The sequence below is a fragment of the Streptosporangium sp. NPDC004631 genome, from assembly GCF_053601935.1.
In genome coordinates this window covers 56887-70583 of record NZ_JBSGCR010000008.1, presented here as the reverse complement: position 1 = coordinate 70583, position 13697 = coordinate 56887, and the positions used below count along the sequence as shown (strand labels likewise).

17 protein-coding genes and 1 tRNA gene are annotated in these 13697 nt (G+C 68.4%); 16 read left to right on the top strand and 2 right to left on the bottom strand.

The genetic code is table 11. From position 1 onward, the window contains the following. Positions 1-70: 70 nt before the first annotated feature. Positions 71-2818 carry a pyruvate dehydrogenase (acetyl-transferring), homodimeric type gene (aceE, locus tag ACWEF2_RS10930; protein WP_453814037.1) on the bottom strand — a complete coding sequence of 916 codons (2748 nt, stop codon included), beginning with the start codon at positions 2816-2818 and terminating at the stop codon, positions 71-73. 342 nt (positions 2819-3160) lie between these two features. Between aceE and ACWEF2_RS10925 the strand changes: the two genes are divergently transcribed. From ACWEF2_RS10925 to ACWEF2_RS10895, 7 genes are all read left to right on the top strand, one after another. Further along, on the top strand, positions 3161-3568 hold the full coding sequence (locus ACWEF2_RS10925; protein ID WP_355596270.1) for a secondary thiamine-phosphate synthase enzyme YjbQ: 408 nt from the start codon (positions 3161-3163) through the stop codon (positions 3566-3568). 123 nt (positions 3569-3691) lie between these two features. After that, positions 3692-4120, top strand: coding sequence for a DUF3052 domain-containing protein (locus ACWEF2_RS10920; RefSeq protein WP_355596272.1), 429 nt, complete (start codon positions 3692-3694; stop codon positions 4118-4120). Positions 4121-4203: 83 nt separating this feature from the next. Then, entirely contained in the window at positions 4204-4662 is a 459-nt protein-coding gene (locus ACWEF2_RS10915; protein WP_453814034.1) for a peroxiredoxin, read from the top strand. 59 nt (positions 4663-4721) lie between these two features. Beyond that, a complete protein-coding gene (locus ACWEF2_RS10910) occupies positions 4722-5033 on the top strand; it encodes a hypothetical protein (protein ID WP_453814032.1) in 312 nt (103 codons plus the stop codon). 111 nt (positions 5034-5144) lie between these two features. Next, positions 5145-6092 carry an ROK family protein gene (locus tag ACWEF2_RS10905; protein WP_453814030.1) on the top strand — a complete coding sequence of 316 codons (948 nt, stop codon included), beginning with the start codon at positions 5145-5147 and terminating at the stop codon, positions 6090-6092. Positions 6093-6125: 33 nt separating this feature from the next. Beyond that, positions 6126-6200, top strand: a tRNA-Val gene (locus tag ACWEF2_RS10900). Between the two features lie 119 nt (positions 6201-6319). Next, positions 6320-7252 (top strand): tyrosine-type recombinase/integrase, encoded by a 933-nt coding sequence (locus tag ACWEF2_RS10895; RefSeq protein WP_453814028.1) that lies wholly within the window; start codon positions 6320-6322, stop codon positions 7250-7252. A gap of 604 nt (positions 7253-7856) precedes the next feature. Here ACWEF2_RS10895 and ACWEF2_RS10890 read toward each other — a convergent pair. Then, complete coding sequence (locus ACWEF2_RS10890) at positions 7857-8423, bottom strand: hypothetical protein (RefSeq protein WP_453814026.1); 567 nt, start codon at positions 8421-8423, stop codon at positions 7857-7859. A 235-nt stretch (positions 8424-8658) separates the two neighbouring features. Here ACWEF2_RS10890 and ACWEF2_RS10885 point away from each other — a divergent pair, with 235 nt between their 5' ends. From ACWEF2_RS10885 to ACWEF2_RS10845, 9 genes are all read left to right on the top strand, one after another. Then, positions 8659-8901 (top strand): helix-turn-helix domain-containing protein, encoded by a 243-nt coding sequence (locus tag ACWEF2_RS10885; protein WP_453814024.1) that lies wholly within the window; start codon positions 8659-8661, stop codon positions 8899-8901. After that, positions 8898-9173 (top strand): hypothetical protein, encoded by a 276-nt coding sequence (locus tag ACWEF2_RS10880; RefSeq protein WP_453814022.1) that lies wholly within the window; start codon positions 8898-8900, stop codon positions 9171-9173. Before ACWEF2_RS10885 ends, ACWEF2_RS10880 begins: the two co-directional genes overlap by 4 nt. Further along, positions 9170-10000, top strand: a complete 831-nt coding sequence (locus tag ACWEF2_RS10875; RefSeq protein ID WP_453814020.1) for a hypothetical protein — start codon at positions 9170-9172, stop codon at positions 9998-10000. The genes ACWEF2_RS10880 and ACWEF2_RS10875 overlap by 4 nt, the downstream gene beginning before the upstream one ends. Further along, the gene (locus ACWEF2_RS10870; RefSeq protein ID WP_453814019.1) at positions 9997-10155 is read left to right on the top strand and encodes a hypothetical protein; all 159 of its coding nucleotides are present in this window, start codon (positions 9997-9999) and stop codon (positions 10153-10155) included. The genes ACWEF2_RS10875 and ACWEF2_RS10870 overlap by 4 nt, the downstream gene beginning before the upstream one ends. Before the next feature lie 70 nt (positions 10156-10225). Then, complete coding sequence (locus ACWEF2_RS10865; protein ID WP_453814017.1) at positions 10226-10582, top strand: hypothetical protein; 357 nt, start codon at positions 10226-10228, stop codon at positions 10580-10582. Beyond that, on the top strand, positions 10576-12150 hold the full coding sequence (locus tag ACWEF2_RS10860; RefSeq protein ID WP_453814015.1) for a DNA cytosine methyltransferase: 1575 nt from the start codon (positions 10576-10578) through the stop codon (positions 12148-12150). The genes ACWEF2_RS10865 and ACWEF2_RS10860 overlap by 7 nt, the downstream gene beginning before the upstream one ends. Next, positions 12147-12779, top strand: a complete 633-nt coding sequence (locus ACWEF2_RS10855) for a hypothetical protein (RefSeq protein ID WP_453814013.1) — start codon at positions 12147-12149, stop codon at positions 12777-12779. The genes ACWEF2_RS10860 and ACWEF2_RS10855 overlap by 4 nt, the downstream gene beginning before the upstream one ends. Next, complete coding sequence (locus ACWEF2_RS10850; RefSeq protein WP_453814011.1) at positions 12772-13104, top strand: hypothetical protein; 333 nt, start codon at positions 12772-12774, stop codon at positions 13102-13104. Before ACWEF2_RS10855 ends, ACWEF2_RS10850 begins: the two co-directional genes overlap by 8 nt. Further along, on the top strand, positions 13101-13697 hold the full coding sequence (locus ACWEF2_RS10845) for a hypothetical protein (RefSeq protein ID WP_453814009.1): 597 nt from the start codon (positions 13101-13103) through the stop codon (positions 13695-13697). Before ACWEF2_RS10850 ends, ACWEF2_RS10845 begins: the two co-directional genes overlap by 4 nt.

Below are 13697 nucleotides of genomic sequence, written 5' to 3'. Positions count from 1 at the left end.
GGCGGGGGAAGCGATTCCACACTAACCGGGCGAGGCCCTCCGTAGAAGGACCCGCCCGGCAGTGATCACATCACAGTCCCATGGACTGGGTGTCGTTGCTCTCGACGCCACCGGCCTCGGTCACGCCGTTCTTCAGGTGGTACTTCGCGATGGCCTCGTGCAGCACCTTCGCGTCGAGCTCGTCACGCTTGACCAGCTGGGTGAGCACGGCCAGGGTGATCGAGGCCGCGTCCACGTGGAAGTGGCGGCGCAGCGCCGACCGGGTGTCCGACAGGCCGAAGCCGTCGGTGCCGAGCGAGGTCCAGTCACCCGGAACCCACTGGGCGATCTGGTCCTGCACCGCGCGCATGTAGTCGCTGACGCCCACGAACGGTCCCTCGACCGTGGACAGCGCCTGGGTCACATACGGCACGCGCTGCTCGGAGTCGGGGTTGAGCAGGTTGTGCTCCTCGACGGCCAGCGCCTCGCGGCGCAGTTCCGTCCAGGAGGTGGCCGACCAGACCTCGGCCGCCACGCCCCACTCCTCGGCCAGCATCCGCTGGGCCTCCACGGCCCACGGACCGGCCACGCCGGAGGCCAGGATGTTGGCCTTGGGGCCGGGTACCGCCGGAGCCGGGGCGAACCGGTACAGACCCTTGAGCAGGCCCGCCACATCCAGGCCGGCGGGCTCGGCCGGCTGCGGATAGGGCTCGTTGTAGACGGTCAGATAGTAGAAGACGTTCTCCGGCTGCTCGCCGTACATCCTCCGCAGGCCGTCCTGGACGATGTGGGCCAGCTCGAAGCCCCACGACGGGTCGTAGGACACCGCGGCCGGGTTCGTCGAGGCGGTCAGCGGGGTGTGACCGTCCTCGTGCTGCAGGCCCTCGCCGTTCAGCGTGGTACGGCCGGCGGTGGCGCCGAGCAGGAAGCCCCGGCCCATCTGGTCGGCGAGTTGCCACATCTGGTCGGCGGTGCGCTGCCAGCCGAACATCGAGTAGAAGATGTAGATCGGGATCATGTGCTCGCCGTGCGTGGCGTACGACGAGCCCACCGCGATCGTCGAGGCCATCGAACCGGACTCGCTGATGCCCTCGTGCAGGATCTGACCCTCGGTCGACTCCTTGTAGGAGAGCAGCAGTTCGCGGTCCACGGCGTCGTAGGTCTGGCCGTGCGGCGAGTAGATCTTGGCGGTCGGGAAGATCGCGTCGAGACCGAAGGTGCGTGCCTCGTCCGGGATGATCGGCACGAACCGGTGGCCGATCTCCTTGTCCCGGATGAGGTCCTTGAGCAGCCGGACGAACGCCATGGTGGTGGCGACGTTCTGCTTGCCGGAGCCCTTCTTGAGCTGCGCGTAGGCCGCGTCGCCCGGCAACGTGATCGGCTTGGCGCGCGTCACGCGCTTGGGCAGGAAGCCGCCCAGGGCCGCGCGGCGCTCCTTCATGTATTCGATCTCCGGGTCGTTCTCACCCGGGTGGAAGTAGGGCGGCAGGTCGCCTTCGAGCGCGGAGTCCGGGATCGGCAGGTAGAGCCGGTCGCGGAACTCCTTCAGGTCGGCCTTGGACATCTTCTTCATCTGGTGCGTCGCGTTGCGCGCCTCGAAGTCCTTGCCCAGCGTCCAGCCCTTGATGGTCTGGGCGAGGATGACCGTCGGCTGGCCGACGTGCTCGCGTGCCGCCTTGTAGGCCGCGTAGACCTTGCGGTAGTCGTGACCGCCGCGTGACAGCTTGCGGATCTCCTCGTCGGACAGGTGCTCGACCATCCGGCGCAGCCGGGGGTCGTCGCCGAAGAAGTCCTCGCGGATGTACTCGCCGCTCTCGACGGAGTAGGTCTGGAACTGCCCGTCGGGGACGGTGTTCATCTTGTTGACCAGCACGCCGTCGACGTCCGCGGCCAGCAGCGGGTCCCAGTCACGGCCCCACACGACCTTGATGACATTCCAGCCGGCGCCCCGGAAGTAGGACTCCAGCTCCTGGATGATCTTGCCGTTGCCGCGGACCGGGCCGTCCAGGCGCTGCAGGTTGCAGTTGATGACGAAGGTGAGGTTGTCGAGCTCCTCGCGGGCGGCCAGGCCGATCGCGCCGAGCGACTCCGGCTCGTCCATCTCGCCGTCGCCGAGGTAGCACCAGACGTGACTGCGGCTGGTGTCCTTGATCTTCCTGTTCAGCAGGTAGCGGTTGAACCTGGCCTGGTAGATCGCCCCGATCGGGCCCAGTCCCATGGAGACCGTGGGAAACTCCCAGAAGTCCGGCATCAGGCGCGGGTGCGGATAGGAGGGCAGGCCCTTGAAACCGTGCGAGAGCTCCTGCCGGAAGGCGTCGAGCTGCGCCTCGTTGAGGCGGCCCTCCAGGAACGCGCGGGCGTAGATGCCCGGCGCCGCGTGGCCCTGGATGAAGACCTGATCGCCGGACTCGCCGTGATCCTTGCCGCGGAAGAAGTGGTTGAAGCCCACCTCGTAGAGCGATGCCGCCGACGCGTAGGTGGCGATGTGCCCGCCGACGTTGGTGCGGGCGTTGGCGCGGGTCACCATGACGGCCGCGTTCCACCGGATGTACGCGCGGATCCGGCGCTCGACGTACTCGTCGCCGGGGAACCAGGGCTCTCGCTCCGGCGGGATGGTGTTGATGTAGTCCGTACTACGCAGACCGGGCACCCCGACCTGGTGTTCGCGGGCCCGTTCCAGTAGGCGAAGCATCAAATAACGGGCCCGAGTGCGACCTTCCGTCTTGATGACGTTGTCGAGCGACTCGAGCCACTCCTGGGTCTCGCTGGGATCGACATCAGGGAGCTGACTGGGTAGGCCGTCGCTGATGACCGAGAAACGCTGGCGTCCGGAAGCCACTGGGTCTCGCCTTCCGAGGATGGACTTTTGTCTGGGGTAGGTCGCCTTCCATCCTGGTCGCTTACCCCGGAAAGTGCATCTCTACTGACCGGTAACCAGGAAGTCCCTGCTGGCAGGGGCACACAAGTGGCCTAAACCACCGATGGTAGGACGAATTATCATTAAAGACTACATGGGGGCTCGGTCGATCGGAGGGGGGATCGCCGGGAACCCGAGGTTCTCTTTTCCGGCACTCCCCGGTCCCATCTCCGGCGGGGCGAAAAGGATACCCGCGCCCCCTCGGCGCGTCCCGAACGGGTCTCGATCGTCGTCGCAGCTCAGCATGGATCGTAGGATCGGTATGTGAGATCTCAGACGATCGAGGTGGTAACGGGGGCCCGTGAGCGGGTGCACGACATCACCTCCGAGTGCGAGAGCTTCGTCCGGTCCTGCGGGGGAGACGGGCTGCTGCACGTCTTCGTACCGCACGCGACCGCGGGGATCGCGCTGATCGAGCTCGGCTCGGGCAGCGACGACGACCTGCTCGCGGCCCTGGAGGACCTTCTTCCGGCCGATGGGAGATGGAAGCATGCGCACGGATCCAGAGGGCATGGACGGTCGCATGTCATGCCTGCTCTCGTTCCGCCGTACGCCACCGTCCCGGTTCTCGCCGGACGGCTCGCGCTGGGCACCTGGCAGTCCATCGCCGTGGTGGATCTCAACATCGACAATCGGGAACGCCAGGTCCGTTTGTCATTTTTGTCGGACTAATTCATACGTAGCCCAGTCGTTGCCGTGGCGACCGTTGACGACCGAGGGTCACAGCGTGTGGACTGTGCCGAAGCACTTTGAGCACCGTGTGACTGCGGGGCCAATCAAGCAGGAGGGACAAACGTGAGCGCGACCGCGGGTCAGGCGCAGGGCGAACGCGGCCTGGCCGAACGACTCGGCCTCAAACCGGGTCAGGTGGTGCAGGAGGTCGGCTGGGACGAGGACGCCGACGAGGATCTGCGCGACTCCATCGAGGAGCTGACCGGTAACGAACTGGTCGATGAAGACTTCGAGGACGTCGTCGACGTCGTGCTGCTGTGGTGGCGCGACGGTGACGGCGATCTGTTCGACGCCCTGAGCGGCGTGGTGACCAACCTGAGTGACGGCGGCCAGATCTGGCTGCTCACTCCCAAGGCCGGTCGCGAGGGCCACGTGGAGCCCAGCGACATCGGGGAAGACGCCACAACGGCGGGTCTCTCGCAGACCAGCAGCATCAGTGCTGCCCCCGACTGGTCGGGAACGAGGCTGGCCACGCCCAGGGCACGCCGGTAGGTCTCCGCCCTGCCGTACGGCTCGGATGAGCCGTACGGCAGGATGACGGTCTTGCACATCATCCGATGAAAGGACCTGTGGACATGGCGGTCGAGGTGGGTTCCCCGGCTCCGGAGTTCGAGCTGAAGGACCAGCACGGCACTCCGGTCAAGCTTTCGGACTACCGGGGTAAAAAGATCGTGCTGATCTTCTACCCTCTCGCCTTCAGCGGCGTCTGCCACGGTGAGCTCTGCGCTATCCGCGACGAGTTCATCGCCACCGCGTCCGACGACGTCCAGGTGGTCACCGTCTCGGTCGACTCGATGTTCACCCATCGCGCCTGGGCGGACCGGGAGGGTTACACCTTCCCGTTGCTCTCCGACTTCTGGCCGCACGGGCAGGTCGCCCGTGCGTACGGCGTGTTCGACGAGGAGAAGGGCATCGCCACCCGCGGTACCTTCGTCATCGACGGCGAGGGCGTGATCCGCTGGAGTGTGGTGAACCCCATCTCGCAGGCGCGCGACATCGCCGAGTACCGCAAGGTCCTCGCCGAACTTTCCTAAGTGGCGATCCGGCGGGCGCTCACGAGGTGTCCGCCGGTCCCGACCTCTCGGAGGCGATCATGCCCTGCTTCTCCTGCGGGGCCAGGCAGACCGACCCGATCCGGGGCGTCAGCCCGTGGAGACGCGGCGTGTGCCGGGAGGCCCAGGTGCTGATCTGCCCGGACTGCGAGCGTATCCACGGCCTCGACCTCGACACGTGCACCTCGTGCGGCTCCGTGGCCCTCATCTGCCGGCTCGGCGAGGTGGAGTGCCGGTCCTGCGGCTCGGTACGGCCGGCCCGGGGTGGCGGGCGACCGGCCGCATCCTGCGCCCCCGGCCTGGCGGACGAGGTCGAGGCGGCGCTGAACCGGGTACTGGGCCGAGTTCATTAGTGCCTATAAATCTGCTTTAACCGCATTTATCATCACTTGTGGGGAAACGGCGATACCGTCGTGGGTTAAGGCCGGACTCGGCCTCGCCCCTTCGACCCGCTGGACGCCTGCATGAGCTCCTTCGTTGTGGCCCTCGACGTCGGTGGCACCTCCATGAAGGGCGGCCTCGTCACCCGCTCGGGGGAGATCGTCCTCACCGGCCGTCGCAGGACCCCTCGCGAGCAGGGCCCCGCCGCCGTCATCGAGGCCATCAGGTCCTTCGTCGGGAACCTCGCCGCCGCAGGCGGCGATGCCCCAGCGGGCGTCGGCCTCGCCGTTCCCGGCCTGGTCACCGCGGACACGGCGCTCTACTCCGCCAACATCGGCTGGCACGACGTCCCGGCAGGAGACCTCGTCCCGCTGAACGTGCCCGTCATGCTCGGCCACGACGTGCGCGCCGGCGGTCTCGCCGAGAGCGTTCTCGGCGCGGGACGGGAGATCTCCGACTTTCTCTTCCTGTCCATCGGCACGGGTATCGCGGGCGCCGTGATCCTGCGCGGTGAGCCGTACGGCGGGAGCGCCGGATGGGGTGGCGAGATCGGCCACATCCCGGTCTTCCCCGACGGCGAGCCCTGCGCCTGCGGCCAGATCGGCTGCCTGGAGACCTACGCCTCAGCCTCGGCCGTGGCCCGCCGCTACTCCGCCAGGGCCGGCTCGCCCACCATGGCCGAACGGGTGGCCGCCCTGACCGCCTCCGGCGACCTCGTGGCCGCCGCGGTGTGGCACGACGCGACCGAGGCGCTCTCCCTCGCCCTGGCCACCTACACGCTCCTCCTGGACCCCTCCGCGATCGTTTTGGGCGGCGGCCTGGCCGAAGCGGGCCGCCTTCTGTCCGACCCGCTGGCCGACCGCCTCCAGCGGCGCCTGACCTTCCGCAAGGCCCCGCCCCTCCATCCGGCCGCCCTGGGGGTCAACGCGAGCATGCTCGGCGCGGCCCTCCTGGGCTGGCACGCGGCCGGATCTCCGGAGGTGGGAGCCACCTGGTCGCTTGATGTGCTGAAGTCCCTCCGAGTGGCGTAAGGTGTTGTCCCGTCTGTCCGACGGGACTCCCCGGGGCGCTTAGCTCAGCGGTAGAGCGCTCGCCTTACAAGCGAGATGTCACTGGTTCGAACCCAGTAGTGCCCACCAAAATGGCTCTGACCTGCAACAACAGGTCGGGGCCATTTGTTTTTCCTCACCTTACCTCCTGGCTACATTGCTCAGACAGCACTCGCCTTCGCGACGAGCACTCCCTACGGTGTCTGCCCATGGCCCCCCTGAGTGAGTCCGCCGCATCCGTCTTCGGACCCGACATCACCTCGTTCCGCCGCGCGTTACGGTCAGAGAACAAGTCGGACAACACGACGCGGATCTACACCGACGCAGCCGAACGCTTCGCCAACTGGCTCACCACGTGGCCGGGCGATGAGGACACCGACCCCGCCACCGCCTGGGAGGAGGTCCACAAGCGTCACGTCCAAGCCTGGATGGTCTCCCTCCTGGAGGAGCGCAGCGCCGGGTACGCCAACAACCAGTACCGATCCATCCAGCAGTTCTTCAAATGGTGGGCTGCGGAAGAGGACGCGATGAGCCCCATGACGGGGATGAAACCGCCGCTGGTGCCCGAGCAGATGGTGCCGGTCCTGCGGCCGGAGCAGCTCGGCCGACTGCTCAAGGACTGCCAGGGGCGAGACTTCATGAGCCGCCGCGACCTCGCCCTCTTTTACGTGTTCATGGACTCCGGGATCCGCCGCGAGGAGGCCGTCAAGATGAAGGTCGATGATCTCGACTTGGACATGAGGGAGATCCAGGTCCTGGGCAAGGGACGTCGCAATCGGGTCGTCACCATCGGGCGTAAGGCCACCGTCGCCTTGGACCGGTACCTGCGGATCCGATCCAAGCAGAGCCGGGCGCATCTGCCGGCTCTCTGGCTTTCGGAAAAAGGTAAGGGCGCTCTGACGGGCACGGGTATCTATCAGATGGTCACCCGGCGGGGCAGGGCCGCGGGGATCCCCGAGCTGTATCCGCATGTGCTGCGTCACTCATGGGCGCATTTCTCGAAGCAGAACATGTCGGAGGAAGTGCTTATGCGGCTGGCCGGCTGGCGGTCTCGGCAGATGGTGGATCGATACGCCGCGTCGACTGCGGATGAGCGGGCCCGGGAGGTGGGGAAGCAGCGCGCCCTGGGGGATGAGCTGTAGTCCAGATGGCGAGTTGGCTACAAAAGGCTTACCTAATTTCCGGTTGATCCTCGGACAGTTTGGACATTTCATGCCGAACGGTAGCGGAGGGTTTCGCCTTCTGTGCCCAAATGGTCACTCTGCGTACGCGTGTGCGGATGGGGCGGATAGATCCAAAAGTCCACGTCCGTTAGTCCCTTTGCGGCTGCTCATATCGCGCATACAGTGATGGAAATTTCGCCCGGGGGAAACGGGTCGCAAGGTGTAAAGGGTCACAATGGTGTGGCCCTGGGAGGTGCGGATGGGGTTGTATGCGCGCCGGTTGATCCAGGCTATAGCCCTGATTCTCGGAGGAGCAGGCATTCATCTTGCCATCACCGGCTATGGGACAGATCGCATGTTCCATGCCGTTCTCTGTGCTGCCGTTGTGGCGGCCTTGGGGGGGATCGGGGCGGAGTTGATGCGGCATGACCGGGGGGTCATCGCGGCAACCCGCCTCGTCTTGGAGACGTTGCGCGAGAGCGAGGAGGAACGTTCCAAGGACCCCGTGAACGGTTTCCGCAGCGTGCACCCCATGGGGGGATAGCTGCGCTGCGCCCGGTTGCGCGGGCTACTCGAAAGCTGGCTACGCGAGGTTCAGCGCCTCGCGTAGCTTTTTCAGGCTCGCGACCATGTCGGCCTTCTCGCCACCGGAAAAATCCGGATTATCCATGATCCACTTTACTTGCGCCTCGTGTCGTTCGACCGAAGTGTGCCCGGGGGAGGGGGCCGACCGGCGGACGGCCAGTTCCGAGGCGGCGGCCAGGCCAGCCTCTACGAGCGTCTCGCCCAGCGTGTAGCCCGACCTGCGCCCCAGTTCCCGGAGTACTTCGATTATTGGGCGGAAATCTTCAGTGCTGACGCCCTCGGTGACCAGTGCGGTCGCGATCCAGGGTGCCGGGGTCGAGACGCCCGCCGACACGACTGCGGGCTCAGCGGGACGGCTGTCCTGAGAGTGGCCGGCGGGGAGTGGTGTGGGGTCGCCGCCGTTCAGGATGGCGTCCACGCTTCCCTGTTCCCACAGCAGCGCGATCTCAATGCCCCGTTTGGTGAGGGGGCGCATGCCGCCGCTGCCGGTGCGGATGGTGCGCAGGGCTTCGGTGGTGATGCCGGAGGCCGTGGCGACATCGGCCCAGAGGAGGCCAAGGTTCACTCTGCGAGTCTCCATGAGCTGACCGAGGCGGGCTCTCCACGCCTGCTTTCGTTGTGCTGCCGCGCGCATGTTCCTGAGTGTGCCTGACACAAATTGGCATGTCTAGGCATGACATTCGGTAAGGATCGCGTTTGCGCAGCTAGAGGCCACAAGTTGACACAAGAGATACGAAGTTGCCCAGGCAATCTTGGATAACTTGGTTCACATTTGCTTGAACTTGGCATAACTTGGGCTCATGCGATCCGCAGTCATCGACGGCGGCAAGCTCCGGAAGATCCGCGACGAGCGGGAGCTGTCTGGCCCCCTCCTCGCGTCCCTTCTTTCCGTGGAGCTTGGCCGTACAGTCCACGTCTCCACCATCTACCGCATCGAAGGCGGCTCACGTCAGCCCAGCGCCAAGATGTTCGGCGCACTGAGCCGGATCCTCCGCTGCCAGCGCTCCGAGCTCCTCGTGGCTCCCCCTGAGCAGGCCCCGTGAACACCCACGCCATGAACGGACGCATCGGCGCGCTGGAGTCCTGGTCGCGCACCATCGACCGAACCGCTCGGACCCAATCCGCGCACTCCAAGTCGCCGGCCTCCCTGGACTACTGGCGCGCAACCGTTGACCCCACCGGGCAGATGAGCGTCGCCGACAGGGAGAAGGCGGCTGAGAACGCTCACCGTGCCCACATGCTCCGCCTGGCGAAGGCTTCTGCCGCTGCCCGCCGTATCAGGAAGGCGCTCAAGCAGCCGGGGGGCGCCGCGTGAACGAGCTGGCTCTCACCGAGTCCCCGTCGCTGCGCGCCGAGCACGCGGGCCGCGTCGAGGTGCTCGACAAGGTGAAGGCGCTCAGCCTTCTTCCCGACGGCGTCCACATGAACACCGACCTGGTTGCCGGCTACTACGAAGTCGATGTCGACGCCATCGAAAGCGTGATTCGGCGCAACCGGGCCGAGCTTGAGGCGAACGGCTACACGGTGCTGCGAGGCGAGGCGCTCCGCGAGTTTGAGACCGTCAACCTGACGGGCTCAAAACGTCGGGCGGTCGCCCTGTTCACCCGCCGCGCGATTCTCAACGTGGGCCAGATGCTCACCGAGTCGGCAGTGGCACGGTCGGTGCGTACCTATCTCCTGGACGTTGAGGAGCTCGCGCCGCCTGAGGCTCGCACCGCGGCCATTGAACTCGCTGCCCTTACGCGGGTCCAGGTGCTCGCCTACAAGGCTGCGGAGGGTCTCCTCGACCGGACGTGGCTGGCCGGAAAGGCGAAGGTTGCGCTTGCGCGGATGGCTGGCGAGGAGCCGGAGATCGACCCGGACGATGTGCCGCTGTACGTCCCCGACTTCCTCAAGGGCAAGGGGCTGAAGAAGGCGAACATGGGGTCCGTGCAGTCCGTGTTCGGCAGGCGGGCCGCCGCGCTGCACGAGGCGGAGCACGGATTCAAGCCCGGCAAGCGGCCCAGCGAGACGACGAACGGCAGCATCCGCAACACCATCGCCTGGACCCAGCGTCACCTGCCCCTGTTCGAAGAGGTGTGGGACCGCTGGTTCGCCGCGACGTATACGCCTCAGTCCGAGCTGTTCGGGGCGGACTCGTGAGCCGCCCGTCGAGCGCCCTCGTTCCCGGCCGGGTTTACGAGCTGACCCCGGAGACGTACGCGACGTGGGGTGCGTCCCGCCTCGCCGACGCTGTGGAGCGCCGGGAGTTCGAGGCGGCCGTCACCGGCCTGGCCTCCACCTACACCACCAACTAGTGCGGGCCCGGCCGTGCCCCGGCCAGACCCGCCGATCACCCGCTCAAGAGCCAAGAGAGAGCAGGCAATCATGACCAACCCTACGACCGGCGTCGCCCGTGAGGCGACCGGCCACACCCCCGACACCACCGGCGTCCTCAACGCCGCCGCTGACGCCCTGGCCGCGCTGCGCCACGCCCGGGTCTGCACCGTGGACGTCACCCGGACCATCCACCAGGCCGCTATCGACCTGCTGCCCGCCGACAGATCCGGCGCCTACCGGCTGGCCTGCCGCTCCCTGGACGTGCTGGTCGCTCACCGGTCCGCGACCGGGGAGGACCCGGCGGCGCTGGACCGGTGGACCGACATGTTCGGCCGGGACGCGATGGCCGAGCAGATGCGCGCCGCCGCCCAGGCCACGGCCGGACAGGCGGTGGCGTCGTGCTGACCCTCATGGACTGGTTCTGCGGAGCCGGCGGCTCCTCCCAGGGAGCCGACGGCGTCCCCGGGGTGACCGTGACCCGCGCCGCGAACCACTGGGAGCGGGCCATCGAGTCGCACGCGCTGAACTTCCCCGCCGCCGACCACTACCGGGGCGACATCCGCACCGCCCCGGTGGAGAAGTGGCCGGTGTGCGACCTGTTCTGGGCCTCCCCGGAGTGCCCGCAGTGGAGCAACGCCCGCGGCAAGCGCCGCGACTTCGCGAGCACCCTCCAAGGCGAGCTGTTCGGCCCCGGGCGGGACGAGGAGGCAGACCGCTCCCGCGCCCTCATGGAGGAGGTCCCCATGTACCTGCGGGGCGTCCAGGACCGCGGCGGCCTGGTCCTGGCCGGCGTCGTCGAGAACGTCGTCGATGTCCGGGCCTGGGACCAGTGGGACCGGTGGCTCGGCGAGATCCGCGCCCTCGGCTACTCGACGCGCGTCATCGCCATGAACTCGATGCACGCCGACCCCGTCGCCGCGCTGCGCGCCCCGCAGTCCCGTGACCGGCTGTACGTCGCCTACTGGCACGCCTCGCTCGGCCGTACCCCGGACTGGGACAAGTGGCTCCGCCCCAAGGCGTGGTGCCCCACCTGCGAGGCGCAGGTGCGCGCCGTCCAGGTATTCAAGACCCCCGGCGCCGACATGGGCCGCTACCGGCAGCAGTACGTCTACCGGTGCCCCCGCACCTCCTGCCGCAACGCCGTCGTGGAACCGGAGGCGCTGCCCGCCGTTGTCGCGATCGACTGGTCGCTGCCCGGCCAGCGGATCGGCGACCGGGCCAAGCCGCTCGCCCCCAAGACGCTCGCCCGTATCCAGGCCGGGCTGGCCAAGTACGCCCGCCCCATCACGCTGGAGGCGGCCGGCCACACCTTCGAGCGCCGCCCCGGGGTGCGTACCTGGCCGGTCGACGCGCCGGTGACGACGCTGACGACCACGGCGACGAAGGCCCTCGCCGTCCCGCCGCTCCTCGTCCCGGTCGAGGGCCGCGACGACAAGGCAGCCAGCCCCGCCGATGTCCCGCTGCGCGCCCAGACCGCCCGCAACGAAACCGGCCTGGCGTGGCTGCCGTTCATCGCCGAGCTCCGCGGCGGCGGATCCATCGCCCGCCCGGTGTCGGAGGCACTGGCCACCGTGACCGCCTCGGGCAACCACCACGGACTCGTCCACCCGGCGGCTGAGCACCTGCTCGTGCCGTACTACGGCAACGGCGCCGCCCGCACCACCGCCGACCCGATCGGCGCGCTGACCACCCGCGACCGCTACGCCCTGGTCCGCGGCGAGGTCGACCTCGACGACGTCCTGTTCCGCATGCTGGAGCCGCACGAGATCGGCCGCGCCATGAGCTTCGCCGGCGACTACACCGTCCTGGGCAACAAACGCGAACGCGTGAGGCAGTACGGCAACGCCGTCACCCCGCCCGTCGCCGAGGTCATCGTCTCGGCCCTGGTGGAGGCCATCACCGGCGCCGACCTGGAGCGTACCCGCGACGCGGAGCCCACTCTCTGGGACGAGATCGCCGGAGGTGGGCGATGACGATCGCCCTTGAAAACCTCGCCCCGTACCCGGACCGGGCGGAGAACGTCACCGCTGAGGCGCTGGCCAAGCACTTCGCCACGTTCGCCCAGCTGCACTTCCGGCTCAACCTCGACGACCCGGACCGCGACAAGGCCATGGACTCGTCTCGCGCGTTCGTGTCGTACTACGCCGTCGCGTTCCTGCTCCGCGAGATCGAGGCCGCCGGGGTCGGCGTCGCCGACCGCGTGGCCAAGACGCTGTGGGAGGCGTGGCAGCACCCCCAGACCCTCGGGCCAGATGTGTGGGCGTGGCTGGAGGAGTACGGCATCACCCCCGAGGCGGTCAACAGGATCGCCTCCAACGCGGTCAGCGAGCGGCGTGCGCTCCGCAAGCGGGCCGCCGAGGCCGAGCGGGACCGCCTCCGCCACGCCCTGGAGCGCGCCGCCCAGGCCGTCGCGCACGACTACGACTCCGCAGCCTGCCGGGAGCGCCCCGCCTACCAGGAGCGGCTCAAGCCCTGCCAGCAGCGCCCCCCGGAGCACGACGAGGACTGCCCGGCCTGCGACTTGCAGACCGCCCTCGACCCCGCCCCCGACGACTACGGGTGCGACCGCCACAACGCCAGCGTGGAGAACGACCGTGACTGACCTGACCCCCGCCGAGGAACTGCGCGCCGCCGTCACCGAGCTGCGCCGGATCGCCGAGTCCGGCGTCGCCTGGCCCTGGGTGAGACACATCTCCCCGACCCTGGCTGCCCCGCTCGCCGCGTGGCTGGAGGAAGCCGCCCGGCAGGCAGCCTGCCACCAGCAGACGCCCGGCTACGTGGGCCTGCCCGACTACCGCCTGTGCCACGACTGCCAGGAGGAGGAGTGCTACGGGCTCCAGGCCCTCGACAAGGCCCTGGCCGTCGCCCGCGTCATCCTCGGGGGCGACGAGAAGCCGGCCGCCACCACCAAGGACGGTGCCCGGTGAGCGCCTGCTGGTGTGCTGAGCCCGGCCGCACCGAGGACGAGATGTACCAGTGCCCGGCAGGAGACGCGGGCGAGGACTGCCTCGCCCACGACCTCCTCGCCACCGGCGGTGCCCTCTTCCGGGGCGCGAACCGGTTCCCCCTCCCTGACCTGTCGGAGCTGGCGGAAGCCAGGCGGGCCCTCGAAAGGGCCCCCGCCTGCGGGGCGGTGAGCGAGCACGGGGACGTGTGCGTCCGCCAGGAAGAGCACATCGGCCTGTGCCAGTCGGTCGGGCGCAAGCACGTGTCCTCGCCCGAGAAGGCGGACAAGCCGTGGCGCTGGCACCGCGACGACCTCGCCGCCAAGTCCGCCCCCGGCCCGGTGGCCGCGTCCACTCTGCGCCCCGGCATGGTCGTGACCTGCCCCGACTGGCTCGACGGCGACCCGGTCCGCATCGTGACCGCCCGCACAGGCGTCGACCTGGTGGCGATCCGCTACCGCGACGTCCGCGCCCACCACCCCGACGTCCAGGTGAAGGTGCCGACCACCTTCGAGGTGACGCCCGGCGTCGGCTTCGAGCCCCACACCACCCCCACCCCCAGCAGGGAGAGCTGA